Source organism: Cupriavidus sp. L7L (genome assembly GCF_004353535.1).
Classification (GTDB): Bacteria; Pseudomonadota; Gammaproteobacteria; order Burkholderiales; family Burkholderiaceae; genus Cupriavidus; species Cupriavidus oxalaticus_A.
This window is the reverse complement of record NZ_SMNY01000044.1, coordinates 1-24,281: the sequence shown is the minus strand read 5'-3', so window position 1 is coordinate 24,281 and position 24,281 is coordinate 1. Positions and strand designations below refer to the sequence as shown.

Sequence of the window (24,281 nt, the reverse complement as noted above, 5' to 3'; positions counted from 1 at the left end):
AATGCTTCGGACTGCGCTGGCGGCTGGCAGGCCCCGTTCCGTTCTGGGCGGAATTGGCCCCATGCCGTTCGGGACTGGCCTGAAACGGCTTGAAGCGGGGGCTGTCAACCCCAAGATTCTAGCGTATCCGCCCGTTTTCCTGAGGTTTTTCCCTAGTCTCGCCATCACTTCTTTCGTTACTTCTTAATTACCTCTCCCGCTATTCCGCCCCCTATGTCGAACCTCGCAGAAGCCGCGCCGGCCCTGGACGAAAGCAAATTCGTCACATTTCCCGGCTCCCCGTTCCAGCTGTACCAGCCGTTCCCGCCCGCCGGGGACCAGCCGGAGGCGATCCGCCAGCTGGTGGAGGGGGTGGAGGACGGCCTCTCGTACCAGACATTGCTGGGCGTGACCGGGTCGGGCAAGACCTTCACCATGGCCAACACGATCGCCCGGCTGGGACGCCCGGCGATCGTGTTCGCGCCCAACAAGACGCTGGCGGCCCAGCTATACGCCGAGTTTCGCGAGTTCTTCCCGCGCAATGCGGTCGAGTACTTCGTCAGCTACTACGACTACTACCAGCCTGAGGCCTACGTCCCGCAGCGCGACCTGTTCATCGAGAAGGACTCGTCGATCAACGAGCACATCGAGCAGATGCGTCTGTCGGCGACCAAGAGCCTGCTGGAGCGCCGCGACACGGTGATCGTGGCGACGGTTTCTGCGATCTATGGTATCGGCAACCCCAACGAATACCACCAGATGATTCTCACTTTGCGGGCCGGCGACAAGATCAGCCAGCGCGACGTGATCGCGCGCCTGATCGCCATGCAGTACACCCGCAACGAGACCGATTTCCAGCGCGGCACGTTCCGCGTGCGCGGCGACACCATCGACATCTTCCCGGCGGAACACGCCGAGATGGCGGTGCGGCTGGAGATGTTCGACGACGAAGTGGAGTCGCTGCAGTTTTTCGATCCGCTCACCGGACGCGTGAAACAGAAGATCCCGCGCTTCACGGTCTATCCCTCGAGCCACTATGTAACGCCGCGCGAGACCGTGCTGCGCGCGATCGAGGCGATCAAGGACGAGCTGCGCGACAGGCTGGAGTTCTTCCACAAGGAAAACCGCCTGGTGGAGGCGCAGCGGCTGGAGCAGCGTACCCGCTTCGATCTCGAAATGCTTTCCGAGCTGGGCTTCTGCAAGGGCATCGAGAACTATTCGCGCCACCTGTCCGGCGCTCGCCCGGGCGAGCCGCCGCCAACGCTGGTCGACTACCTGCCGTCCGATGCGCTGATGTTCCTGGACGAGTCGCACGTGCTGATCGGCCAGCTCAACGGCATGTACAACGGCGACCGCGCGCGCAAGACCACGCTGGTCGAGTACGGCTTCCGGCTGCCGTCGGCGCTGGACAACCGCCCGCTCAAGTTCGACGAATTCGAGCGCAAGATGCGCCAGGTGATGTTCGTCACGGCGACGCCAGCGCAGTTCGAGAAGGACCACGCCGGGCAGGTGGTGGAGCAAGTGGTGCGCCCGACCGGGCTGGTCGATCCGACCATCATCGTGCGTCCGGCGACCACGCAGGTGGACGACCTGCTGTCGGAAATCCACGCGCGCGTGGAGGTCAACGAGCGCGTGCTGGTGACCACGCTGACCAAGCGCATGGCCGAGCAGCTGACCGAGTTCCTGTCCGAGAACGGCGTCAAGGTGCGCTACCTGCACTCGGATATCGATACGGTGGAGCGTGTCGAGATCATCCGCGACCTGCGCCTGGGTACCTTCGACGTGCTGGTCGGCATCAACCTGTTGCGCGAGGGCCTGGATATCCCCGAAGTCTCGCTGGTGGCGATCCTGGACGCGGACAAGGAAGGCTTCCTGCGCGCCGAGCGCTCGCTGATCCAGACCATCGGCCGCGCCGCGCGCAACGTCAATGGCACCGCCATCCTGTATGCCGACCGCATGACCGACTCGATGCAGAAGGCCATCAGCGAGACCGAGCGCCGCCGCGCCAAGCAGATGGCCTTCAACGAGGCCAACGGCATCGTTCCGCGCGGCGTGGTCAAGCGCATCAAGGACATCATCGACGGCGTCTACAACGCCAGCGATGCCAGGGCCGAGCTGCAGGCAGCGCAGGAGCAGGCGCGCTACGAGGACATGAGCGAGAAGCAGGTCTCCAAGGAAATCAAGCGGCTGGAAAAGCTCATGCTCGACCATGCCCGCAACCTGGAGTTCGAGCAGGCGGCACAGGTGCGCGATCAGCTGGCCAAGCTCAAGGCGCAGGTGTTCGGCGCCAGCGGCGAGGGCGTGCTGCCGCCGGCGTGAGGTCCGGCAGTGGCGCCGGCGCGCGCCGCGGCTGGCCTATAGTGAAAAGCGTCATCACCGATCTCGGAGACGCATCATGGTGAAGCTTGGCCTGTGGGTGCCGCTGGAAGCGCGGCCCGGCAAGGAGCAGGAAGTCGGGCAGTTCCTGCGCGACGGACTGGCGCTGGTGCAGCAGGAGACCGGCACCGCAGCCTGGTTCGCGCTGCGCCTGGGGCCGTCGATGTTCGGCATCTTCGATGCCTTTGCCGATGAGTCCGCGCGCGAGGCACACCTGGCCGGCAAGGTTGCCGCCGCGCTGATGGCCCGGGCGCCGGAACTGTTCATGGGTACGCCGCCGATCCAGAAGCTGGAAGTGCTGGCGGCCAAGCTGCCGGCGTGAGCCGGGCTCAAGGAGCTGCCATGGAGCGCCAGTTCGAGTACGGGGGCTACCTGGTCGTGGCCAGCGCGGTGCCTAATGCCGCAGGGGGCTTTGCCGGGCAGATGCGCATTGCCGATGCCTTTGGCGAGCCGGCGGGGCCCACCTACGAGGCCATCGCCGGCGATGCGCCCACGCAGGAGGCGGCCGTTGCGCTGGCCGAGGCCGCGGCAATGCGGGCCATCGATGCCGGTGAGGTCAATTAGCCCCTATCCTGTCCCATTTCCCGAGGAGAAAACACAATGACCGAAGTCGGCGAGTGGAAGAAAAAGGTCTATGAAACCCACGAGGTGCAGGTCCAGGTCAAGCAACGCTCGCAAAGCGAATGGTCGTACACGGTGCGCGTCTGCCGCCCGGGGACCAATATCCGCGCCGCCGGCACGCTGACCGAGACCTCGCGCATCACCGATCATTTCAAATCCGCCGAAGCTGCCCTGGTGGCCGGGTTTGCGCACGGCGAGCGCCTGGCCAAGCAGCTCGCATAGGCCGGCCCGCCGCCACGGCGCGGGCACCGGAGGGCTTTGGCGTCCGTTCCGTGCAGGCGGCTAGAATTCTGCCTCTCCGAACCACCAGGCCCGGCGGGCAAGGGGCCTTTGAGCGCCGCCGTGCCGTGGCCGCGCCTGCGCTTTCTCCAGCCCCGCTGTCGATCGACCGATGAAGAAATACGCCATTCTGATGTGTTGCATGGGCAACATCTGCCGCTCGCCAACGGCGGAGGGGGTGCTGCGCGCCAAGCTCGCCGTGGCCGGGCTGGAGCAGCTGGTCGAACTGGACTCGGCCGGCACCCATGAGTACCACCTGGGCCGTGCGCCCGATCCACGCACCCAGCGCGCCGCGCTGCGCCGCGGTTACGACCTGTCGGCGCTGCGCGCCCGCAAGGTCGGCCTGCCTGACTTCGACCGCTTCGACCTGATCCTGGCGATGGACCGCGAAAACCTCGCCGGCCTGTCCCGGCTGCATCCCGGCGCCGGTGACAAGCTTCGCCTGCTGATGAGCTTCGCCACTTGCCACGATGCCGAAGAAGTGCCCGATCCGTACTACGGCGAGGGCGACGGCTTCGAGCGCGTGCTCGACTATGTCGAGGATGCCTGCGACGGGCTGGTCGCGATGCTGCGCCAGCGCCTGCAGGCCGCCGCCGGTTGAGCCGGCACGGGCCGCGGGTCATGCCGCCGCGTGCGGCAAGCCCGGCGAGGGCTGCCGGGAGGAGGGCGCGGGGTTTGATGCGCTGCGGCAGGGGTAGTTGACTGAATTAGTCGGGTACCTTTATACTTGACGGAAACGATCAAGTATTCGCTTTACCCCCAGAGCCCTGCACCATGAGACTGACCACCAAAGGCCGCTTCGCGGTCACTGCGATGATCGACCTGGCCATGCGCCAGGATCAGGGACCGGTGACGCTCGCCGGCATCAGCCAGCGCCAGAAGATCTCGCTGTCCTACCTGGAACAGCTGTTCGGCAAGCTGCGCCGGCATGAGATCGTCGAAAGCGTGCGCGGCCCGGGCGGTGGCTACAGCCTGGCGCGCAAGGCCGAAGACGTCACGGTGGCGGACATCATCATCGCCGTCGACGAGCCGCTGGACGCCACCCAGTGCGGCGGAAAGGGTAATTGTAACGGAGATGACGGCTCCGGGCGTTGCATGACCCACGAACTGTGGGCAACGCTGAACCAGAAGATGGTCGAGTACCTCGACTCCGTCTCCCTCAAGAACCTGGTCGACCAGCAGCGTGCCCGCCAACCCGCGGTGCTGCACGACATGCGCGAGGAAGCCGCGCAGCCGGCCGCCGCCGTCGCGCGCGGCAAGGCCGACAAGCAGGAAAAGCCGGTCCGGGCGAGGGTGGTGAATTCAGTATTCAGCCTGGCGCAGTCCTGAGCGTCTACCAACGCACGCGGCAGGCAACGACAGTAATCAGCGATACAGCGGTCCCTAAAAGGCAGTCATAACGATGAGCACCCCACATTTCCCCATCTACATGGATTACTCGGCCACCACGCCGGTGGACCCGCGCGTGGCGGACAAGATGATTCCGTACCTGCGCGAGCAGTTCGGCAACCCCGCCTCGCGCAGCCATGCGTACGGCTGGGACGCGGAGCGCGCGGTGGAAGAAGCGCGTGAGCAGGTCGCCGCACTGGTCGGCGCCGACCCGCGCGAGATCGTGTGGACGTCGGGTGCGACCGAATCGGACAACCTGGCGATCAAGGGTGCCGCGAACTTCTATTCGGGCAAGGGCAAGCACATCATCACCGTGAAGACCGAGCACAAGGCCGTGCTCGACACCACGCGCGAACTGGAGCGCCAGGGCTTCGAGGTGACCTACCTGGACGTGAAGGAAAACGGCCTGCTCGACATGGACGTGTTCAAGCAGGCGCTGCGCCCGGACACGATCCTGGTGTCGGTGATGCTGGTCAACAACGAGATCGGCGTAATCCAGGACGTGGAGCAGATCGGCGAGATCTGCCGCGAGAAGGGCATCATCTTCCACTGCGACGCCGCACAGGCGACCGGCAAGGTGGCGATCGACCTGAACAAGCTGAAGTGCGACCTGATGTCGTTCTCGGCCCACAAGACCTATGGCCCCAAGGGCATCGGCGCGCTGTACGTGCGCCGCAAGCCGCGCGTGCGCATCGAGGCGCAGATGCACGGCGGCGGCCATGAGCGCGGCATGCGCTCGGGCACGCTGGCCCCGCACCAGATCGTCGGCATGGGCGAAGCCTTCCGCATCGCCCGCGAGGAAATGGCCACCGAGAACGAACGCATCCGCATGCTGCGCGACCGCCTCTGGAACGGCCTGTCGGACATGGAAGAGGTCTACCTGAACGGCGACCTGGAACACCGTGTGCCGCACAACCTGAACGTCAGCTTCAACTTCGTCGAGGGCGAGTCGCTGATCATGGCGATCAAGGACGTGGCGGTGTCGTCGGGCTCCGCCTGCACCTCGGCCTCGCTGGAGCCGTCGTATGTGCTGCGCGCGCTGGGCCGCAACGATGAGCTGGCGCACAGCTCGATCCGCTTCACGGTCGGCCGCTTCACCACCGAGCAGGAGATCGACTTCACCGTCGAGCTGCTCAAGTCGAAGATCGGCAAGCTGCGCGACCTGTCGCCGCTGTGGGAAATGTTCAAGGACGGCGTCGACCTGAATTCGATCCAGTGGGCCGCGCACTGAGCGCCCGACGGATCAGAAAAAATTACAGCAAGACCCCCCGCAAAAGATACGCAAGAGGTAAGCAAAATGTCATACAGCACGAAGGTTCTCGACCACTATGAAAACCCCCGCAACGTCGGTTCGTTCGACAAGAACGACGATGCGGTCGGCACCGGCATGGTCGGCGCCCCGGCTTGCGGCGACGTGATGAAGCTGCAGATCAAGGTCAACGAGGCTGGCGTGATCGAAGACGCCAAGTTCAAGACCTATGGCTGCGGCTCGGCCATCGCCTCGTCGTCGCTGGTGACCGAGTGGGTCAAGGGCAAGACCGTGGACCAGGCGCTGGAGATCAAGAACACCCAGATCGCCGAGGAACTGGCGCTGCCGCCGGTGAAGATCCACTGCTCGATCCTGGCTGAAGACGCGATCAAGGCCGCTGTCGAAGACTACAAGAAGAAGCACGGCGCCGAGCAGAAGGCCGCCTGATCCTGTCGATCGACAAGCGAAGCACGAAGGAAGACGCAACGATGATCACGATGACCGAGAAGGCGGCCAAGCACGTCGCCCGCTACCTGGAACGCCGCGGCAAGGGCGTGGGCCTGCGCCTGGGCGTGAAGACCACCGGCTGCTCGGGCCTGGCCTACAAGCTGGAGTATGTGGACGAGCTGCTGCCGGAAGACGCGGTGTTCGAGTCGCACGGCATCAAGGTCATCGTTGACGCCAAGAGCCTGCCGTATATCGACGGCACCGAGCTCGACTATGCGCGCGAAGGGTTGAATGAAGGGTTCCGCTTCAACAACCCCAACGTCAAGGACGAGTGCGGCTGCGGCGAGTCCTTCACGGTCTGAGCAGCACATCGCGGTAGCGTCGGTGGAGCGCAGCATCACCGGGTTCCACCGGGACGAGGAAGGCCACTGGGTGGCCGAACTCGATTGCGGCCATGGCCAGCACGTCCGGCACGATCCGCCGTGGCAGTTGCGGCCGTGGACGCAGAGCGAGCAGGGCCGCGCCGGCATGATCGGCACGCGGGTGAACTGCCTGAAGTGCGACCGCAACGAAGCGCCGGCGGAGTGGGCGCTGGCGCGGGCCAGCCAGCCTGCCGGCCGGTGATGGCGGCGAATGGACGAAGGGGCGGCGCGGCCGCTCTTTTTTCTTGGGGAAGCAGTTGAAAGACGATTTTTTTGCGCTGTTCGGCCTGCCGGCACAGTTCGGCGTCGACGAGGCCGCGCTGGACGCGGCCTATCGCACCGTGCAGTCGCAGGCGCACCCGGACCGCTTCGCCAACGCCGGCGATGCCGAGCGCCGCGTGGCCATGCAGTGGGCCGCGCATGCCAACGAAGCGTACCGCACGCTGCGCCAGCCGCTGCGCCGCGCGACCTACCTGCTGAAGCTGCGCGGCGTCGACGTGCAGGCGGAAAACAACACCGCCATGTCGCCCGCCTTCCTGATGCAGCAGATGGAGTGGCGTGAAGCACTGCAGGAAGCGGTGGAAGCGCGCGACGTGGACCGCCTCGATGCGCTGCTGCGCGAGCTGCGCCGGGAAAAGCGCGAGCGCCACGCCGCAATGGGCGCGCTGCTCGACGCCGGCGACAACGAAGCCGCCGGTGGCGCGGTCCGCCAACTGATGTTTATCGAGAAGATCGAGCACGATACCAGCGAGGCTATCGACCGGCTGGAAGACTGACCGGCACGATTGCCGGGGCCGTGACACAATGGCGCCCGGCTTGAAAACCGCACCCATGCCGCCCGCATGGCGGTTTCCCCTGCCGTACAAGACAGCGAAGAATTACCATGGCACTGCTCCAGATTTCCGAACCCGGCATGTCGCCGGCGCCCCACCAACGCCGCCTGGCCGTGGGCATCGACCTCGGCACCACCAACTCGCTGGTGGCCGCGGTACGCAGCAGCATCCCCGAGGTGCTGGGCGACGAGCGCGGCCGCGCGCTGCTGCCTTCGGTCGTGCGCTACCTGCCGGACCGTACCGCGCATATCGGCTACCGGGCCCAGGACGAAGCGGTGCGCGATCCCAAGAACACCATCGTCTCGGTCAAGCGTTTCATGGGCCGCGGCCTGCGCGACGTGGCCAATATCGAGCACAGCCCGTACGATTTCGTCGATGCGCCGGGCATGGTGCAGATCAAGACCGCCGCGGGCGTGAAAAGCCCGGTGGAAATCTCGGCCGAGATCCTGGCCACGCTGCGCCAGCGTGCCGAAGACACGCTGGGCGACGACCTGGTCGGTGCGGTCATCACCGTGCCGGCCTATTTCGATGAGGCACAGCGCCAGGCGACCAAGGACGCCGCGCGCCTGGCCGGCCTGGAAGTGCTGCGCCTGCTGAACGAGCCCACCGCCGCGGCCATTGCCTATGGCCTCGACAACGCCGCCGAAGGCGTCTACGCGGTCTATGACCTGGGCGGCGGCACCTTCGATATCTCGGTGCTCAAGCTCACGCGCGGCGTGTTCGAAGTGATGGCCACCGGCGGCGATTCCGCGCTGGGCGGCGATGACTTCGACCAGCGGCTGCTGTGCTGGATCGTCGAGCAGGCCAGCCTGCAGCCGCTGTCGGCGCAGGACATGCGCCTGCTGATGGTGCGCGCGCGCGCCGCCAAGGAAGCCCTGTCGGAAGCGGACAGCACCGTGATCGACGCAGTGCTCGACTCCGGCGAGATCGTCCACCTGACGCTGACGGACGAGACCTTCGAGAAGATCACCGCCAATCTGGTGCAGAAGACACTGGCACCGGTGCGCAAGGCGCTGCGCGACGCCGGCGTGACGCCCGACGACGTCAAGGGCGTGGTGCTGGTCGGTGGCGCCACGCGCATGCCGTCGATCCGCAAGGCGGTCGGCGACTACTTCGGCCAGACCCCGCTGACCAATCTCGATCCCGACCGCGTGGTGGCGCTGGGCGCCGCGATGCAGGCCAACCTGCTGGCCGGCAACCATGCGCCGGGCGAAGACTGGCTGCTGCTCGACGTGATCCCGCTGTCGCTGGGCGTCGAGACCATGGGTGGGCTGGTCGAGAAGATCATCCCGCGCAACAGCACCATCCCGGTGGCGCGTGCGCAGGAGTTCACCACCTTCAAGGACGGCCAGACTGCGATGGCGATCCACGTGCTGCAGGGCGAGCGCGAGCTGGCCAGTGACTGCCGCTCGCTGGCGCGCTTCGAGCTGCGCGGCATCCCGCCGATGGTGGCTGGCGCGGCGCGCATCCGCGTGACCTACCAGGTCGACGCCGACGGCCTGCTGTCGGTGACCGCGCGCGAGACGCATTCGGGCGTGGAAGCCTCGGTGACGGTCAAGCCGTCGTACGGGCTGGCCGACGACGATATCGCGCGCATGCTGCAGGACAGCTTCCGCGAAGCCGAGCACGACATGAAGAGCCGCGCGCTGGCCGAGGAACGTGTCGAGGCCGACCGCCTGGTCGAGGCCACCGAGCGTGCGCTGCAGACCGATGGCGACTTGCTGTCGGCCGAGGAGCGCGCACAGGTCGAAGCGCTGATCGCCGGCGTGCGCGAGATCGCCAGGGGTGAAGATCACCTGGCGATCCGCGCCACGGTGGAAAAACTGTCGCACGGCACCGATGAATTCGCCGCCCGCCGCATGGACCGCTCGATCAAGAGCGCGCTGGCCGGGCGCAAGGTACAGGAACTGGGCTGATCACCGCGCCTGCACCGCACTACAGAACCCAGGAAACGACATGCCACAGATCATTGTTTTGCCCCACGTCGAATACTGCCCGGAAGGGAAGGTGATCGAAGCCGAGAAGGGCGTCAGCGTCCTCGACTCGCTGCTTTCCCACGGTATCGAGCTCGAGCACGCGTGCGAGAAATCCTGTGCCTGCACCACTTGCCACGTGATCGTGCGCGAAGGCTTCGATTCGCTCAACGAGGCCGAGGAGAAGGAAGAGGACCTGCTCGACAAGGCCTGGGGCCTGGAGCCGAATTCGCGCCTGTCTTGCCAGGCCATCGTCGACGAGGAAGACCTGACCGTCGAGATTCCCAAGTACACCATCAACCACGCCAAGGAAGGCCACTGAGCCGCCGGCACAGATCTCAGCGGAGAACGAACCCATGAAGTGGACCGATACCTACGATATCGCCGCCGCGCTGTACGACAAGTATCCTGACGTCGACCCGGCCGGCGTGCGCTTTACCGACCTGCGCAGCTGGGTGCTGGAGCTCGACGGCTTCGCCGACGATCCGGCGCGTTCGGGCGAGAAGATCCTGGAGGCGATCCAGCAAGCTTGGATCCAGGAAGCGGAATAAGCTCTCGGTATCGGAATGAAGCAGAAAGGCCGGCGTGATCGCCGGCCTTTTGCATTGGTGCAGCGCGAATTTGGAGGGTCAGCCTCGCACCAGCGCACCGTTCTCCATGTGCACGCGCTCGCCGACCTGCACCGCAGGGTCCTGCTCATACGTGAAGGTGCGGTGGCTGCCGTCATCCATGCGGACGCGCACCTGATAGTGGGTGTCCTTGCTCACGGCCTTTTCGATCTGGTTGCCTGCGACGCCGCCGCCCACCGCGCCGACAACCGTGCCGACGATGCGGCCATTGCCCTTGCCCACCTGGTTGCCCAGCAGGCCGCCCACCACGGCGCCGCCGAGCGCGCCCAGGCCGCTGGTGTTGGGCTTCTGGGTCTCTATCGGCGTGACGGCGACGATGCGGCCGGCATATGGGCTGCCCTTGGCGGCCGGGCGCTCGGTGCCGGCGCTCTGGCTGGCGCGGGGCTCGCTATCGCGCTGGGCGGCCTGGCGCGCGGGAGGGGTGCGCGGTGCCGCTTGCGTCGCCTGCGAGGAAGTGGCGTTCTGGCGCGACTGCGCGGGCTGGCCGTCGTCGTAGACAGGCGGGCGGGTGGTGCTGCCCGGCGGCGGGGCGGTCTGCGTGGTGATGGGCAAAGGCCCTTGCGGCGCCTGTGCAGCTTGCTGGCTTTGCGGTGCGTGCAGATCAGGGTCGGCCTTGCCGAGCGGCAGCACGCCGGTGACGGCGGCGACGGCGGTCAGGCTGGCAATGACCACGGCCACGGCTGCCGCGCCGATCAGCGGATGCAGCCGGCGCTGCGGCGGCAGCGGCTGCAGCGGTGTGGGGGTGTGGTCGTGCGAAGTGGCTTGGCTCTGCATTGTGGCTCCGGTGCGGCGATGGCCGCGATGGGATGGAACCAGTTTGGCGGAAGCGGGGGGCGTTTTCCGTTTGTTTTTGTAAATATATGTAGGCGGAAAAGGCCTTTTGTATCAATGGGTTGGGCGTGGCTTGGTGCGGCGGGGAGGTGGGGCTGTAACAGAGGATGGCCCGTGCGGCGTGTCTTGATCTACCGCTTGTGTGCTCCCTCTCCCGCTTGCGGGAGAGGGAGCAAACCGTCAGTCTTCCTTGCGCAGGTGCGGGAACAGGATGACGTCGCGGATATTCGGGCTATCCGTCAGCAGCATCACCAGGCGATCGATGCCGATGCCGCAGCCGCCCGTCGGGGGCATGCCGTATTCCAGCGCGCGGATATAGTCGGCGTCGAAATACATCGCCTCCTCGTCGCCGGCATCCTTCTGCTCGACCTGCTTGCGGAAGCGGTCGGCCTGGTCCTCGGCATCATTCAGCTCCGAGAAGCCGTTGGCGATCTCGCGGCCGGTGATGAACAGCTCGAATCGCTCGGTGATGCCCGGCACCGTGTCCGAAGCGCGCGCCAGCGGCGAGACCTCGACCGGGTAGTCGACGATGAACGTCGGCTCCCACAGCTGGCTCTCGGCGGTTTCCTCGAACAGCACCAGCTGCAGCGTGCCCAGCCCGGCATTGAGGAACTGCGGCGCGTTGGTGTTGACGCCGAACTTCTTCAGCTCGACGCGCAGGAACTCGGCATCGGCCAGTTGCGCGTCGGTGTACTGCGGCGCGAACTTCTGGATCGCCTGGCAGATGGTCAGGCGATGGAACGGCTTCGACAGGTCGAGCTCGCGGTCCTGGTAGGTCAGCACGGCGCTGCCGCGCGCGTCGATCGCAGCCTTGCGGATCAGGTCTTCGGTGAAGTCCATCAGCCAGCGGTAGTCCGTGTAGGCCGCGTAGAACTCCATCATGGTGAACTCGGGGTTGTGGCGCGGGCTCACCCCCTCGTTGCGGAAGTTGCGGTTGATCTCGAACACGCGCTCGAAGCCGCCGACGACCAGGCGCTTCAGGTACAGCTCGGGCGCGATGCGCATGAACATCTGCATGTCCAGCGCGTTGTGGTGCGTGATGAACGGCTTGGCCGCGGCGCCGCCCGGGATCGGGTGCAGCATCGGCGTTTCCACTTCCATGAAGCCGGCGTCGGCCATATGGCGGCGCAGCGACGAAATCGCGTTGGTGCGGGCACGGAAGGTGTTGCGCGTTTCCGGCGACACGATCAGGTCGACATAGCGCTGGCGGTACTTCATCTCCTGGTCGGCCAGGCCGTGGAACTTGTCCGGCAGCGGACGCAGCGACTTGGACAGCAGGCGCAGATCGCGCACCTGCACCGACAGCTCGCCCTTGTTGGTGCGGAACAGCTCGCCGCGGGCACTGATGATGTCGCCCAGGTCCCAGTGCTTGAAGGCGGCGTAGACCTCTTCGCCGACCTTGTCGCGGGTGATGTAGAACTGGATCTGGCCGCTGCCGTCCTGCACGGTGGCGAAGCTGGCCTTGCCCATCACGCGCTTGAGCATCATGCGGCCGGCGATCGCGACCTCGACCGGGCTGGCTTCGAGCGCGGCCTGGTCGGTCTCGCCATACTGCGCGTGCAGCGCGGCGGCCTGGTGCGTGGGGCGGAAATCGTTGGGGAAGGCCACGCCTTGCTGGCGCAGCGCGGCCAGCTTCTCGCGCCGCTCCGCGATGATCTTGTTCTCGTCGACGGCGGGCGTGTCCGCGGCGGCTGGCTTGGCCTGCGACTTGGCCTGGGCGTGATTCGGTTCGGTCATGATGTCTTCTAGCGTCGCACGCGGCGGGCCGCGCGCGGGATCAGTATGGCTTCAGTAATTGCGGAGATCGTCCAGCTCGGTGCTGCCGAAATCCGGGCGGTGCAGGTAGGCGACGATGCGGCCCGCGGTTTCCTCGGCGGAAGCGAGCTGCTCGTTCGCCTTCAGGTCGCGGAAGCGCTGGACCTGGGCAAAGTCGGCGTTGCGGATCACGTTCTGCATGCCGGTATCGATCACGCCCGGCGCCAGCGCCACCGCGCGCACGGTGCGCGGTGCCGGTGCCTGCGCGTACTCGGCGTTGACCGAGCGCATGAACATGTCCAGGCCCGCCTTGCCGGCGCAGTAGGCGCTCCAGCCCTCGATCGGGCGGCGTGCCGCGCCGGAAGAGATCGCCAGCACCTTGCGCGGGCAGTCGAACTTCTCGGTGCGCTCCAGGAACGCAGCGGTCATCGTCATCGGCGCCGCGAGGTTGGTCAGCAAGTGCGGTACCAGCGTGCTTTCCTGCAGGCGCGAGACCGGGCCGATCGGCTCGACCACGCCGGCGTTCAGGATCAGCGTGGCGCTGGCCGGCGGCTGGTCGAGGGTATCGATCACGCTGGCCAGCCAGGTGGCCGCGGGGCCGGCCTGGGACAGGTCCTGCAGGTGCCAGGCCACCGGCACGCCGCTCATGGTGGCGATGCGCTCCAGCTCGTTGTTGCGGCTGCGCGCCACGCAGATCAGGCGGTTGCCCGGCACGAGCAGGGCGTTGGTCAGTGCCGCGCCCAGCCCGCGCGAGGCGCCGGTGATGATGTAGAGGTGATTGGCTTCGCTCATGGTGCCCCGGTCGGAGATGTCGCCCTGCCGCCGTGCGGTGCGGCGCGGGCGGCGGTACAGCGTTGGATGGATTGCTGTGCCGCCGCCGGCCGCGCCGGCAGGGCGGGCGGCGCGGACAACGGTCGTTGCCTTACAGTCCCTGCTTGAGGCTGGCCTCGATGAACGGGTCCAGGTCGCCGTCCAGCACCTTCTGGGTATTGGACATTTCCACGTTGGTGCGCAGGTCCTTGATGCGGCTCTGGTCCAGCACGTAGGAGCGGATCTGGTGGCCCCAGCCCACGTCGGTCTTGCCAGCTTCCAGCTTGTCGGCCTCGGCCTGGCGCTTGCGCATCTCGTGCTCGTACAGGCGCGACTTCAGCATCGACATGGCCTCGGCACGGTTGCGGTGCTGCGAGCGGTCGTTCTGGCACTGCACCACGATGCCGGTCGGGATGTGCGTGATCCGCACGGCCGAATCGGTCTTGTTGATGTGCTGGCCGCCGGCGCCCGAAGCGCGGTACGTGTCCACGCGCAGGTCGGCCGGGTTGACTTCCACTTCGAACGAGTCGTCCACCTCGGGGTAGACGAACACCGACGAGAACGAGGTATGGCGCCCGCCCGACGAATCGAACGGCGACTTGCGCACCAGGCGGTGCACGCCGGTCTCGGTACGCAGGTAGCCGAAGGCGTATTCGCCCTCGATCTTGATGGTCGCGCTCTTGATGCCGGCCACGTCGCCTTCGGACTCTTCCAGCACCTCGGCCTTGAAGCCCTTGCGCTCGCAGTACTTCAGGTACTGGCGCAGCAGCATCGAGGCCCAGTCGCAGGCTTCGGTGCCGCCGGCGCCGGCCTGGATGTCGATAAAGGCGTTGGCCTGGTCCATTTCGCCGGAGAACATGCGGCGGAATTCCATGCCCGCCACAATCTCCTCGAAGCCCTGGACGTCGGTTTCGATCGATTCGAGGGTCTCGTCGTCGCCTTCTTCCTTGGCGAGCTCGAACAGTTCCTCGGCACCGCTAAGGTCGTCCGTGAGCTTGCCGAGGACGCTTACCACGCCCTCGAGGGCCTTCTTTTCCTTGCCGAGATCCTGGGCGCGCTTGGGGTTGTTCCAGACGTCCGGGTCTTCCAGCAGGCCGTTGACTTCGTCCAGCCTTCCTACTTTGACATCGTAGTCAAAGATACCCCCGTAGATCTTCCGTCCGGGAACGGAGATCGGAGATGGCACCGGAGATGGCGTTGAGGCGTTCTGCTTCCATGATGTTCCTGCGCTTCGAAAACCTTGAATTATAGCGGATTGGTGCCCGGGATCGGTCGCGGATTCGGGCATTTGCGGCGGCCATGGCGTGCCGCGCGGCGAACGGAAAGGCCATGCGATGGTCTATCCGGCGGTGCCGGGCAGCGCACGCGGCGATAATACGCATTCGCAAGCCGCCCCCCGGCATGAAGACAAACAGGGACGCATGACGAAAACCAGACATGACATCGAGCCAGGCCGGCGCCGCGCGCTGGGCCTGCTGCTGGCCGCCACCGCCGCCGCGGTCGCGGCCGGCTGCGGCACCACCGGCGGCCCCGTGCCGGATGGCTATTACCGCGTGGAACGCGGCGATACGCTCTATTCGATCGCCCGCAAGCACGGCCGCACCGTGCGCGACCTGACCCGCTGGAACAGCGACATCGCCAGCCCCAGCCAGATCGAAGTGGGCCAGCTGATCCGCGTGCGGCCGCCCGGCGGCAGTGCCGCCGCCTCGGCCGGCTCGACCGCCTCGACCGGCACCGGCCAGGCCGTCACCGATACCCCACGCGCCGACAGCGGCGCGTCAAGGCCGCCCGCCAGCAGCATCCGCCTGCAATGGCCGGCCGACGGCCGCGTCATCGCGCGCTACTCGCCGCCCGCCAGCAAGGGCCTGACCATTGCCGTGCCGGCCAACGGCACGGTGCGCGCCGCCGCGGCCGGCCGGGCCATCCATGTGGGCAACCTGCGCGGCTACGGCATGCTGGTGATCGTCAAGCACAACGACGACTGGCTGACCGTCTACGGCAACCTGGACCAGCCGCTGGTCAGCGAGGGCACCACGGTCGCGGCCGGGCAGGACGTGGGCCGCATGGGCGCCAGCGCCAGCGAACTGCATTTCGAAGTGCGCGCCAATGGCAAGCCGGTCGATCCGGCGGCCTATCTCCCCGCGCGCGGCTAGGACCTGGGCGATGCCCCGGCCGGCACGCTATTGCGCGTGCTCGATCACCAGTTGCACGCGCGTGACGCCGTTGAAGGTGTTGTTGTCGAGCCGGTAGGCCACCTGCGCGCTGGCCCCGAGCGATTCGGCGTGGTTGAACCAGATCGCATCGAAGCGCTGGCTGCCGCGCCCGAGCTGCAGCTTCAGGTGCTTGCCCTTGAGCACGCTCTGGCGCAGCACGTCGAACTCGCCGCAAAAGGTCGGTGCCGGGAAGCCCTGGCCCCACACCTGCTGCTCCAGCAGGGTGACGAATTCTGGGCTGAAGCAGTGGTCCTCGATATCGCCGTCGGTCTCGATCACGCGCGCGAGCTGGTCGTCGGTCAGCCATTCCTTGCCGACCGCTTCGAAGGCTTCCTGGAACTCGGCAAAACGCTCGGCGCGCACGGTCAGGCCGGCCGCCATGGCATGGCCGCCGAACTTGACCATCATGCCGGGGCAGCGCTTGGACACCAGGTCGAGCGCGTCGCGCAGGTGGAAGCCCGGGATCGAGCGGCCCGAGCCCTTGATGGTGGCTTCATCGCCGGGCGCGAAGGTGATGGTGGGGCGGTGGTACTTGTCCTTGAGCCGCGACGCGACGATGCCGATCACGCCCTGGTGCCAGGTGTCGTTGAACACGCTGACGGTAAAGCGCGCCGACGGATCCGGGCCGGCAAGACCGGCCATGGGCTGCTCCAGGATCTGCAAGGCCTCCTGCTGCATGCCGGCCTCGATATCGCGCCGCTCGCGGTTCATGCTGTCGAGCTCCTGGGCGATTTCCCAGGCGCGGTTGGCATCGTCGGTCAGCAGGCATTCGATGCCCAGCGACATGTCCGCCAGCCGGCCGGCCGCGTTCAGGCGCGGGCCCAGCCCGAAGCCGAGGTCGAAGGTATTGGCACGCGACGCCTCGCGGCCCGCGGCGCGGAACAGGGCCGCCACGCCCGGCTGCATGCGTCCCGCGCGCATCCGCCGCAGGCCCTGCGCCACCAGGATGCGGTTGTTGGTGTCGAGCTTGACCACGTCGGCGACGGTGCCCAGCGCCACCAGGTCGAGCAGCGTCTGCAGCGGCGGCTGGGTGGCCTGGGTATAGACGCCGCGCTGGCGCAGCTCGGCGCGCAGCGCCAGCAGCACGTAGAACATCACGCCCACGCCCGCCAGGTTCTTGCTCGGGAATTCGCAGCCCGGCTGGTTCGGGTTGACGATCACCGCCGCGTCGGGCAGTTCGGCGCCCGGCAGGTGGTGGTCGGTCACCACCACGTCGATCCCCAGCGCATTGGCCGCGGCCACGCCGTCGACGCTGGCGATGCCGTTGTCGACGGTGACGATCACGTCCGGCTGCTGCCTGGCCGCCAGCGCCACGATCTCCGGCGTCAGGCCATAGCCGTACTCGAAGCGGTTGGGGACGATGTACTCGACCCGCGCGCCCAGCATGCGCAGCCCGCGCACCCCGACCGCGCAGGCGGTGGCGCCGTCGCAGTCATAGTCGGCGACGATCAGCAGGCGCTTGCCGGCGGCGATGGCGTCGGCGAGGTAGGCGGCGGCATGGCCGATGCCCTTCATGGCGCCCGGTGGCACCAGTTCAGGCAGGTCGGTCGCCAGCTCGGCGGTGCGGGCCACGCCGCGCGCGGCCAGGATGCGGGCCAGCGTGGGATGCAGTCCGGCGGCGGCCAGCGTGGTGACGTGTTCGGAGGAATAGGTGCGGATGGCGATCCGGGTCATGGCGGGGCGGTCTTGTTCTTGCGGTGGGTCGTTGGCTGGCGTTCGGCGAGGTTCAGGCGGCAAAGGCGAGGTCGGACAGCAGCGCGCGCCAGTCGCCGCGCTGGCCCATGCCGCGCCAGAACTTGCGCAGGTCGGCGCGGGTCACGGTGAACTCGGCAAAGTGGTTCTCGCCGCCCAGCACCAGCGTCACGCCGCCGATGCCGCCTGCGGCCAGCGCCTCCAGCGCCGGTGCGAACCAGTCGGCATCGAGCGCATGCATGCGCTCGATCCACAGGCCCCAGTCCTCCGTGATATGGGCTTCGGTGGCGAGTTCCAGCATCGCCAACGCCGATCCCCCGGGCGCCGCCACGCCGGCCAATCCCGCTGGCACGGGCAATACGCGGCTGCCGGCGGCCAGCGCCAGCCCGGCCAGGAACGGGTCGTCGCTCAGTACCGTGTCGGCCAGGCGCGGCACGGCCTGCAGCGTGCCGCCGCCATACAGCCAGACCGAGTTCACCGGCAGCTCGCCGCGCGCCTCGCGGGCCTGGTTGACCGGGTGGTCGAACCAGGTCATCTGGATCTCGTTCTGTACCCGGCGCCAGTCGCGCGCACGCTCGCCGGCCTGCATCCAGATATCGATGTTGCGCCCGGCCGCGCGCAGCGGCGTGGTCGCTTCCAGCGGGCCGAACACTGACTCGGGAAGGTACCAGCGCACCGGGCAGGGCGTCTGCAGCGCGATGCCGGATTCCTGCAGCAGCGGCTCGATGGCGGCGTGCAGCGCGGCCGCCTCATCCGGCCGGATGCCGAGATGCGCCGGCGGCATCAGCACCAGGTGGTCGCGTGCCGCGTGGATGTGCACCGGCTGCAGGCAGGCCCAGGACTGGCCGTCCGCCGCCAGGGCGGCTGCGCTGCTGTCGGCCAGCCGCATATAAGGCGCCGACGGCACCCGGCCTGTGTCGAGCCCCGTCTTGGCGGCCAGCCAGCGTTCCTGCGGCAGGCTGCGCAGGAACGGGTCGTCGTGCCGCTCGCGCGGGCCCGGCGTGGCCCGCGTCAGCAACTTTCCGAGCGCTGGCAGCTCCAACTGCCGCAGCAGCGCGCCGGGAATGACGTCGTCACGGCCGTCGTCGCCGGCGCCCGGCGGGACGGAAAAGGGCACAATCAGGGTCAGGTGCGTCATCATGGTGGCGAGATTGTAAACTTCCGGCTGGCCGATGCCAGTCCCGCGCCGCTTCCGTGCATCGTGGAAGGCGTTCGCCACGGCTCCCTGAGTGCCGCCGGCGCCCCTTGAAAGGGCGGCGGCGATATCCCGAAACAACAGGAATCCTCTTGAACTTTCCCTACGAGTGGCAGATCGGCTGGCGATACACCCGCGCCAGCAAGCGCGCCAGCCGCAACACCTTTATTTCGTTTATCTCGATGATCTCGATGTTCGGGATCGCCCTGGGCGTGGCCGCGCTGATCGTGGTGCTGTCGGTGATGAACGGCTTCCAGAAAGAAGTGCGCGACCGCATGCTGTCGGTGCTGGCGCATATCGAGGTCATCGGCCCGTCGTCGCTGCCCGACTGGCAGCACACCGCGGCCGAGGCGATGCAGAACAAGGAAGTGGTCGGCGCCGCGCCCTATGTGGCGGCGCAGGCCATGCTGACCCGCGACGATGCCGTGCGCGGCGTGCTGCTGCGTGGTGTCGAGCCGTCGCAGGAACCCAAGGTCTCGGACATCGGCAGCCAGTTCAAGTCCGGCAGCATGAACGCGCTGGTGCCGGGCGAATTCGGCATCGCGCTGGGCAACGAGCTGGCCAATGCCATGGGCGTGCAGGTCGGCGACAAGGTTACGCTGGTCGCGCCGCAGGGCACCATCACGCCGGCCGGCGTGCTGCCGCGGCTCAAGCAGTTCACCGTGACCGGCATCTTCTCGTCGGGCCACTTCGAGTTCGACAGCGCGCTGGCGCTGGTCAACATGCATGACGCCGAGACGCTGTTCCGCCTGAGCGGACCTACCGGTGTGCGGCTGAAGCTGCAGGACATGCAGCGCGCGCCGCAGGTGGCGCAGCAGCTCGCCGGCTCCATGTCGGGCGAGCTGTACCTGCGCGACTGGTCCAAGCAGAACCGCAACTGGTTCGCCGCGGTGCAGACCGAGAAGCGCATGATGTTCATCATCCTGACGCTGATCATCGCGGTGGCCGCGTTCAACCTGGTGTCGACGCTGGTGATGACCGTGACCGACAAGCAGGCCGATATCGCCATCCTGCGCACCATGGGCGCGCAGCCCCGCTCGATCATGAAGATCTTTATCGTGCAGGGCGTCGCCATCGGCTTTATCGGCACCATCCTGGGCGTGGCCGGCGGTACGCTGATCGCGACCAATATCGACGTGATCGTGCCGTTTATCGAGCGCGTGCTCAGCGTGCAGTTCCTGCCGCGCGACATCTATTTCATCAGTGAATTGCCTTCGGATCCCCGCGTGAACGACATCGCCACCATCGGCATCATTTCCTTCGTGCTGGCCACGCTGGCCACGCTGTACCCCAGCTGGCGTGCCGCCCGCGTCAACCCCGCGGAGGCGCTGCGCTATGAGTGAAGCCGTGCTGCAAGCGGATACCGCCCCCAATGCGGCGGGCCAGGCGGTCGCCGGATCGCCGGTGCTGGTGGCGGAGGGCCTGACCAAGCGTTTTCGCCAGGGCGGGCTCGATGTCGAAGTGCTGCGCGGCGTGGACGTGCGCGTCAATGCCGGCGAGAAGGTCGCCATCGTCGGTGCATCCGGCTCGGGCAAGAGCACGCTGCTGCATGTGCTGGGCGGGCTCGACAATCCCGACTCGGGCCGCGTTGCGCTGCTCGGCAAGCCGTTCACGGCGCTGCGCGAGCGCGAGCGCAATGTGGTGCGCAACCGCTCGCTGGGCTTTGTCTACCAGTTCCATCACCTGCTGCCGGAATTCACCGCGCTCGACAACGTGGCGATGCCGATGCGTATCCGCGGCATGACGCAGCACGATGCGCGCGGGACGGCGCAGGCGATGCTGGAGCGCGTGGGGCTGGGCGGCCGCTCCAAACACCGGCCGGGCGAGCTGTCCGGCGGCGAGCGGCAGCGCGTGGCGATCGCGCGCGCGCTGGTGGGGCAACCCGCCTGCGTGCTGGCCGACGAACCGACCGGCAACCTCGACGACCATACCGCCGGCGGCGTCTACGATCTGATGCTCGAACTGTCGCGCACGCTCGGCACCAGCTTCGTCATCGTCACCCACGACCTCGACCTGGCCGGCCGCTGCGACCGCGTGCTGCGGCTGCGCGACGGCCACCTGCACCAGGAACGCTAGGCCGGGCCCCCGCCATTGCACCATGTGGATCGACACCCACTGCCATCTCGACGCGCGCGAATTCGACGCTGACCGGCGCCAGGTAGCCGACGCGGCCGAGGCCGCCGGCGTGCGCGGCATGGTCGTGCCGGCGGTGGCGGTGTGGAATTTCGAGGCGGTGCGCAAGCTGGCGCACGAGGACTCGCGCTGTGTCTACGCACTCGGCATCCATCCGCTCTGCTCGCCCGGTACCGGGCAGGCCGATATCGATGCGCTGCGGCGCGAGGTGGCGGCCAGCATGGGCGATCCGCGCTTCGTCGGCATTGGCGAGATCGGGCTCGATTTCTTTGTCGCCGGTCTCGATAGCAATCACCAGGCCTGGCTCTATGCCGAACAGTTGAAGATCGCGCGCGAATTTGACCTGCCGGTGCTGCTGCATGTGCGCAAGTCGCAGGACCAGGTCGGCGCGCAGTTGCGCAAGCTGGGCGTGAAGCGCGGCATCGCCCATGCGTTCAACGGCAGCCATGAGCAGGCGCGGCGCTTTGTCGAGCAGGGCTTCAAGCTTGGCTTCGGCGGCAACCTGACCTTCAGCCGCGCGCGCCAGATCCGACGGCTGGCTACGGACATGCCGCTGGAGGCGCTGGTGCTGGAAACCGACGCTCCCGATATCGCACCCGCGTGGCTTGCCGACGACCAGTTCGGCGAGCAGCACAAGGTGCGCAACACCCCCGCCGAAGTCGCCGGCGTGGCGCGCGTGCTGGGCGATCTGCGCGGCATCGATGCCGCGGCGCTGGCGCAGGCAACCTGGCGCAATGCCGTCGAGGCACTGCCGCGGCTGGCTGCGTTCGCCGAATCCATGGCGCCGGCCACACACACAACTTCCACGATTTCCTGACAGGCTGACAAGCTTTCCGCTGCATCGTGCGGTTACAACTCTGGCTGTGTGCAATCAGCCGGGGAGATGCCGTGCGCGTGTTCGTGGTGGCGTTCGTCGCGGGATGCTGGCTGCTGCAGCAGCAGGCAACGCTGCCGCGGCAGGACGTCGTGCGCGTGGCCGCTGCCGGTCTGGTGCTGGCGGCCATCGCGATGCTGCTGCGTGGCAGGCGCCTGCGTGCCGCATGGCGGGGACTGGTGCTGGCCGCCGTGGCCGCGGTGGCCGTTGGTGCCGCGTTCTGCTGGGCGGCATGGCGCGCCGATATGCGCTTGCGGGAGTGGTTGCCCGCATCGCTCGAATCGCGCGATCTCGACGTGCAGGGTGTGGTTTCCGGATTGCCGTCCGAATCAGCGGGCGGCGTCCGCTTTGCCTTCACCGTCGGGAAGACCGTGCCGGATGGGGCGGACGAACCAGGGTTGACGTTGCCCGGCCGGCTGCTTCTCCACTGGCGCGACGCGCCGCCTGACCTGTACCCCGGCCAGCGCTATACCCTGACCATACGCCTGCGGCGCCCGCGCGGACTGGCCAATCCCTTCGGCTTCGACTATGCCTATTGGCTGCTGGCGCAGGGCTATGGCGCGACGGGCTACGTACGACGCGCGCATGGTCCGCCGCAGGAGGCAACGCGGGAACGGCTCGCATGGCGAATCGAAGCGTGGCGCGCGGCAGTGCGCGATCACCTGCGCGCGGCGCTGCCGGATGATGCGCGCTATGGCCCGGTGCTGGTCGCGCTGGTGATCGGCGACCAGCGCGGCATCGATACGGAAGACTGGCAGTTGTTCCGGCGTACCGGCATCAGCCACCTTGTCAGCATTTCAGGCCTGCACATCACCATGATCGCTGGCATGGCGGGGTCGTTCGCCGGCATGCTGTGGCGGCATTCGTTCGGGCTGGGGCGCCGGCTGCGCCGGCCGCTGCCCCTGTGGCTGCCGGCCAGGCACGCGGCCCTGGTGACGGCGGTAGCCGGTGCGGTGACATACGGGCTGCTGGCCGGGATGCAGGTGCCCGCGTTGCGCACGGTGGCGATGCTATGCGTGGCCGCACTGGCGGTGTGGAGTGGGCGGGCACCGCCGGCGTCGGTGGTGCTGGCTTGTGCGGCACTGGCGGCGTTGCTGCTGGATCCGTGGGCGGTGATGTCGCCGGGCTTCTGGCTGTCTTTCGGCGCGGTGGCGGTGATCTTCTACGCTGCCCGGTCCGGGCATGGCGCGCCGGAAACTCGCTGGCAACGCATGCGTGCCACGCTTGCCGCCGCGGCGCGCACGCAATGGGCGGTCACAGCCGGGCTGGTGCCGCTGACGCTGTTGCTGTTCCAGCAGGTGTCGGTGGTGTCGCCGCTCGCCAATGCTATCGCGATCCCGGTGGTCAGCCTGCTGGTGACGCCACTGTCGCTGGCTGCCGCCGCCGCGCCGGCCATGCTGGCCACGCCGTTGCTGGCCGTCGCGCACCAGGCCATGGTATGGCTGGCCGCCTTGCTGGGTTGGCTTTCCGGCCTGCCGTGGGCCATGTGGGAGGCGCCGGCATCGGGGCCGTTGCCGCTGCTGCTCGCCCTGCTCGGGATCGCGCTGTTGCTGGCGCCGCCTGCCAGTGCCGCGGCGCGCCTGCATGGCGGCCTGCTGGTGTTGCCGCTCGTATTGGCGCGCGGCCCGCCGGTGGCGCATGGCGAGTTCCGTGCGGTGATGCTCGACGTGGGGCAGGGGACCGCGGTGCTGGTGCAGACGCGTACGCATGCGCTGCTGTACGACACGGGCCCTGGCTATGCATCGGGCTCCAGTGCGGGCGCGCAAGTGGTGGTGCCGTTGCTGCGCGGCCTGGGTCTCGGCCGGCTCGACCAGCTGATGGTGAGCCATGAAGACGCGGATCATGCCGGTGGTGTGGCGGACGTGTCGGCGGCGGTGGCCGTAGCCGCACGCAGTACCGGCGCCCCGCCGGACCATGCCTTGCTCGGGTCGCCGGCAACCGGCTGGGCGCCGTGCGCGGCCGGGCAGCAATGGGACTGGGACGGGGTGCATTTCACGGTGCTGCATCCGCTGCCGTCGCAGTCGCAACAGGCGGCCATCGCCAGCAATGCCCGTAGCTGTGTGCTGAGCGTGGCGACCGCGCGGCATCGCCTGTTGCTGACCGGCGATATCGGCGTGGCCGAGGAGCGCGCGCTGATCGACAGGCTGCCCACCGAAGCGCTGCAGGCCGACGTGATGGTGGTGGCGCACCATGGCAGCGGCACCTCTTCCGGTGCCGCGTGGCTGGACGCGGTGCGGCCCCGGGCGGCGGTATTCCAGCTTGGCTATGCCAACCGCTACCGCCACCCGCGTGCCGACGTGTGGGAGCGCTATGGACGCGCCGGCATCGCGCGCTACCGCACTGACGAAACCGGCGCGGTGACCATGGCCACGGCGCCGGCGGGGTATACGTTGTCAGTGTTTCGGCAGGCCGAGCCGCGCTATTGGCGCGCGCGGCCGGAGGCGCCGCGCTAGCGGGCGTGGCGGGCCTGGCGGGCCTGGCGGGCCTAGCGGGCTTTGCGGCGTCGCGCGCGGGTGGCCGCCGGGGCAGGTTGCGCGTCGGCGGCAGCCGGCTGGGGCGTGGCGCGGCCTCGGGCAGGCGG

25 protein-coding genes are annotated in these 24,281 nt (G+C 67.7%); 19 read left to right on the top strand and 6 right to left on the bottom strand.

Annotated elements, in window-relative coordinates:
• Positions 1 to 213: 213 nt before the first annotated feature.
• The 14 genes from uvrB (at position 214) to iscX (ending at position 10,119) form a co-directional block, all read left to right on the top strand.
• A complete protein-coding gene (gene uvrB, locus E1J61_RS30380) occupies positions 214 to 2,298 on the top strand; it encodes an excinuclease ABC subunit UvrB (RefSeq protein WP_133097592.1) in 2,085 nt (694 codons plus the stop codon).
• A gap of 76 nt (positions 2,299 to 2,374) precedes the next feature.
• A complete protein-coding gene (locus tag E1J61_RS30375; RefSeq protein ID WP_133097591.1) occupies positions 2,375 to 2,677 on the top strand; it encodes a putative quinol monooxygenase in 303 nt (100 codons plus the stop codon).
• Positions 2,678 to 2,697: 20 nt separating this feature from the next.
• A complete protein-coding gene (locus E1J61_RS30370; RefSeq protein WP_029046863.1) occupies positions 2,698 to 2,919 on the top strand; it encodes a hypothetical protein in 222 nt (73 codons plus the stop codon).
• A 36-nt stretch (positions 2,920 to 2,955) separates the two neighbouring features.
• Entirely contained in the window at positions 2,956 to 3,198 is a 243-nt protein-coding gene (locus E1J61_RS30365) for a hypothetical protein (protein ID WP_133097590.1), read from the top strand.
• A gap of 169 nt (positions 3,199 to 3,367) precedes the next feature.
• A complete protein-coding gene (locus E1J61_RS30360) occupies positions 3,368 to 3,856 on the top strand; it encodes a low molecular weight protein-tyrosine-phosphatase (RefSeq protein ID WP_133097589.1) in 489 nt (162 codons plus the stop codon).
• A gap of 173 nt (positions 3,857 to 4,029) precedes the next feature.
• Positions 4,030 to 4,584 (top strand): Fe-S cluster assembly transcriptional regulator IscR, encoded by a 555-nt coding sequence (gene iscR / locus E1J61_RS30355; protein ID WP_133097588.1) that lies wholly within the window; start codon positions 4,030 to 4,032, stop codon positions 4,582 to 4,584.
• Positions 4,585 to 4,651: 67 nt separating this feature from the next.
• Positions 4,652 to 5,875, top strand: a complete 1,224-nt coding sequence (locus E1J61_RS30350) for an IscS subfamily cysteine desulfurase (RefSeq protein WP_276609610.1) — start codon at positions 4,652 to 4,654, stop codon at positions 5,873 to 5,875.
• 66 nt (positions 5,876 to 5,941) lie between these two features.
• Positions 5,942 to 6,340 (top strand): Fe-S cluster assembly scaffold IscU, encoded by a 399-nt coding sequence (gene iscU / locus E1J61_RS30345; protein ID WP_010809025.1) that lies wholly within the window; start codon positions 5,942 to 5,944, stop codon positions 6,338 to 6,340.
• 41 nt (positions 6,341 to 6,381) lie between these two features.
• The gene (iscA, locus tag E1J61_RS30340; RefSeq protein WP_010809024.1) at positions 6,382 to 6,702 is read left to right on the top strand and encodes an iron-sulfur cluster assembly protein IscA; all 321 of its coding nucleotides are present in this window, start codon (positions 6,382 to 6,384) and stop codon (positions 6,700 to 6,702) included.
• Positions 6,703 to 6,724: 22 nt separating this feature from the next.
• Positions 6,725 to 6,964, top strand: coding sequence for a DUF3565 domain-containing protein (locus E1J61_RS30335; RefSeq protein ID WP_133097586.1), 240 nt, complete (start codon positions 6,725 to 6,727; stop codon positions 6,962 to 6,964).
• Positions 6,965 to 7,019: 55 nt separating this feature from the next.
• Positions 7,020 to 7,538: a Fe-S protein assembly co-chaperone HscB gene (gene hscB / locus E1J61_RS30330; protein ID WP_133097585.1), complete on the top strand. Its 519-nt coding sequence runs from the start codon at positions 7,020 to 7,022 to the stop codon at positions 7,536 to 7,538.
• A 107-nt stretch (positions 7,539 to 7,645) separates the two neighbouring features.
• Positions 7,646 to 9,511, top strand: coding sequence for a Fe-S protein assembly chaperone HscA (gene hscA, locus E1J61_RS30325; RefSeq protein WP_133097584.1), 1,866 nt, complete (start codon positions 7,646 to 7,648; stop codon positions 9,509 to 9,511).
• Between the two features lie 40 nt (positions 9,512 to 9,551).
• A complete protein-coding gene (gene fdx, locus E1J61_RS30320) occupies positions 9,552 to 9,890 on the top strand; it encodes an ISC system 2Fe-2S type ferredoxin (protein WP_111519648.1) in 339 nt (112 codons plus the stop codon).
• Between the two features lie 34 nt (positions 9,891 to 9,924).
• Entirely contained in the window at positions 9,925 to 10,119 is a 195-nt protein-coding gene (iscX, locus tag E1J61_RS30315) for a Fe-S cluster assembly protein IscX (RefSeq protein ID WP_133097583.1), read from the top strand.
• 78 nt (positions 10,120 to 10,197) lie between these two features.
• Here iscX and E1J61_RS30310 read toward each other — a convergent pair whose 3' ends face one another.
• The 4 genes from E1J61_RS30310 to prfB form a co-directional block, all read right to left on the bottom strand.
• Complete coding sequence (locus tag E1J61_RS30310) at positions 10,198 to 10,971, bottom strand: glycine zipper 2TM domain-containing protein (RefSeq protein WP_133097582.1); 774 nt, start codon at positions 10,969 to 10,971, stop codon at positions 10,198 to 10,200.
• 237 nt (positions 10,972 to 11,208) lie between these two features.
• A complete protein-coding gene (gene lysS / locus E1J61_RS30305) occupies positions 11,209 to 12,765 on the bottom strand; it encodes a lysine--tRNA ligase (protein WP_133097581.1) in 1,557 nt (518 codons plus the stop codon).
• Positions 12,766 to 12,816: 51 nt separating this feature from the next.
• Positions 12,817 to 13,575, bottom strand: a complete 759-nt coding sequence (locus E1J61_RS30300) for an SDR family oxidoreductase (protein WP_133097580.1) — start codon at positions 13,573 to 13,575, stop codon at positions 12,817 to 12,819.
• Between the two features lie 130 nt (positions 13,576 to 13,705).
• Positions 13,706 to 14,810 (bottom strand): peptide chain release factor 2 gene (gene prfB, locus E1J61_RS30295; protein WP_133097579.1). Its coding sequence is split into 2 segments (ribosomal slippage): positions 13,706 to 14,728 and positions 14,730 to 14,810, totalling 1,104 coding nucleotides; the frame shifts between segments, so codons are not numbered across the junction.
• Between the two features lie 204 nt (positions 14,811 to 15,014).
• On the opposite strand from prfB, the gene E1J61_RS30290 reads away from it, so the two are divergent.
• Positions 15,015 to 15,746: a peptidoglycan DD-metalloendopeptidase family protein gene (locus E1J61_RS30290; RefSeq protein WP_133097578.1), complete on the top strand. Its 732-nt coding sequence runs from the start codon at positions 15,015 to 15,017 to the stop codon at positions 15,744 to 15,746.
• Positions 15,747 to 15,773: 27 nt separating this feature from the next.
• Here E1J61_RS30290 and recJ read toward each other — a convergent pair whose 3' ends face one another.
• Positions 15,774 to 17,480, bottom strand: coding sequence for a single-stranded-DNA-specific exonuclease RecJ (recJ, locus tag E1J61_RS30285; protein ID WP_133097577.1), 1,707 nt, complete (start codon positions 17,478 to 17,480; stop codon positions 15,774 to 15,776).
• 52 nt (positions 17,481 to 17,532) lie between these two features.
• Positions 17,533 to 18,639 carry a hypothetical protein gene (locus E1J61_RS30280; RefSeq protein WP_133097576.1) on the bottom strand — a complete coding sequence of 369 codons (1,107 nt, stop codon included), beginning with the start codon at positions 18,637 to 18,639 and terminating at the stop codon, positions 17,533 to 17,535.
• Between the two features lie 146 nt (positions 18,640 to 18,785).
• Between E1J61_RS30280 and E1J61_RS30275 the strand changes: the two genes are divergently transcribed.
• From E1J61_RS30275 to E1J61_RS30260, 4 genes are all read left to right on the top strand, one after another.
• Positions 18,786 to 20,036: a lipoprotein-releasing ABC transporter permease subunit gene (locus E1J61_RS30275; protein WP_133097575.1), complete on the top strand. Its 1,251-nt coding sequence runs from the start codon at positions 18,786 to 18,788 to the stop codon at positions 20,034 to 20,036.
• Positions 20,029 to 20,769 (top strand): lipoprotein-releasing ABC transporter ATP-binding protein LolD, encoded by a 741-nt coding sequence (gene lolD, locus E1J61_RS30270; protein ID WP_133097574.1) that lies wholly within the window; start codon positions 20,029 to 20,031, stop codon positions 20,767 to 20,769. Before E1J61_RS30275 ends, lolD begins: the two co-directional genes overlap by 8 nt.
• Before the next feature lie 22 nt (positions 20,770 to 20,791).
• Positions 20,792 to 21,643, top strand: a complete 852-nt coding sequence (locus E1J61_RS30265) for a TatD family hydrolase (protein ID WP_133097573.1) — start codon at positions 20,792 to 20,794, stop codon at positions 21,641 to 21,643.
• 71 nt (positions 21,644 to 21,714) lie between these two features.
• Positions 21,715 to 24,153, top strand: coding sequence for a DNA internalization-related competence protein ComEC/Rec2 (locus E1J61_RS30260; RefSeq protein ID WP_133097572.1), 2,439 nt, complete (start codon positions 21,715 to 21,717; stop codon positions 24,151 to 24,153).
• Positions 24,154 to 24,281: the final 128 nt, after the last annotated feature.

What these genes read in the sequence shown, in the direction of transcription:
- uvrB (WP_133097592.1), top strand. Translation starts at nt 214, where the DNA reads ATGTCGAACCTCGCAGAAGCCGCGCCGGCCCTGGACGAAAGCAAATTC.
- E1J61_RS30375 (WP_133097591.1), top strand. Translation starts at nt 2,375, where the DNA reads ATGGTGAAGCTTGGCCTGTGGGTGCCGCTGGAAGCGCGGCCCGGCAAG.
- E1J61_RS30370 (WP_029046863.1), top strand. Translation starts at nt 2,698, where the DNA reads ATGGAGCGCCAGTTCGAGTACGGGGGCTACCTGGTCGTGGCCAGCGCG.
- E1J61_RS30365 (WP_133097590.1), top strand. Translation starts at nt 2,956, where the DNA reads ATGACCGAAGTCGGCGAGTGGAAGAAAAAGGTCTATGAAACCCACGAG.
- E1J61_RS30360 (WP_133097589.1), top strand. Translation starts at nt 3,368, where the DNA reads ATGAAGAAATACGCCATTCTGATGTGTTGCATGGGCAACATCTGCCGC.
- iscR (WP_133097588.1), top strand. Translation starts at nt 4,030, where the DNA reads ATGAGACTGACCACCAAAGGCCGCTTCGCGGTCACTGCGATGATCGAC.
- iscU (WP_010809025.1), top strand. Translation starts at nt 5,942, where the DNA reads ATGTCATACAGCACGAAGGTTCTCGACCACTATGAAAACCCCCGCAAC.
- iscA (WP_010809024.1), top strand. Translation starts at nt 6,382, where the DNA reads ATGATCACGATGACCGAGAAGGCGGCCAAGCACGTCGCCCGCTACCTG.
- hscA (WP_133097584.1), top strand. Translation starts at nt 7,646, where the DNA reads ATGGCACTGCTCCAGATTTCCGAACCCGGCATGTCGCCGGCGCCCCAC.
- fdx (WP_111519648.1), top strand. Translation starts at nt 9,552, where the DNA reads ATGCCACAGATCATTGTTTTGCCCCACGTCGAATACTGCCCGGAAGGG.
- iscX (WP_133097583.1), top strand. Translation starts at nt 9,925, where the DNA reads ATGAAGTGGACCGATACCTACGATATCGCCGCCGCGCTGTACGACAAG.
- E1J61_RS30310 (WP_133097582.1), bottom strand. Translation starts at nt 10,971, where the DNA reads ATGCAGAGCCAAGCCACTTCGCACGACCACACCCCCACACCGCTGCAG.
- lysS (WP_133097581.1), bottom strand. Translation starts at nt 12,765, where the DNA reads ATGACCGAACCGAATCACGCCCAGGCCAAGTCGCAGGCCAAGCCAGCC.
- E1J61_RS30300 (WP_133097580.1), bottom strand. Translation starts at nt 13,575, where the DNA reads ATGAGCGAAGCCAATCACCTCTACATCATCACCGGCGCCTCGCGCGGG.
- E1J61_RS30290 (WP_133097578.1), top strand. Translation starts at nt 15,015, where the DNA reads ATGACGAAAACCAGACATGACATCGAGCCAGGCCGGCGCCGCGCGCTG.
- recJ (WP_133097577.1), bottom strand. Translation starts at nt 17,480, where the DNA reads ATGACCCGGATCGCCATCCGCACCTATTCCTCCGAACACGTCACCACG.
- E1J61_RS30280 (WP_133097576.1), bottom strand. Translation starts at nt 18,639, where the DNA reads ATGATGACGCACCTGACCCTGATTGTGCCCTTTTCCGTCCCGCCGGGC.
- lolD (WP_133097574.1), top strand. Translation starts at nt 20,029, where the DNA reads ATGAGTGAAGCCGTGCTGCAAGCGGATACCGCCCCCAATGCGGCGGGC.
- E1J61_RS30265 (WP_133097573.1), top strand. Translation starts at nt 20,792, where the DNA reads ATGTGGATCGACACCCACTGCCATCTCGACGCGCGCGAATTCGACGCT.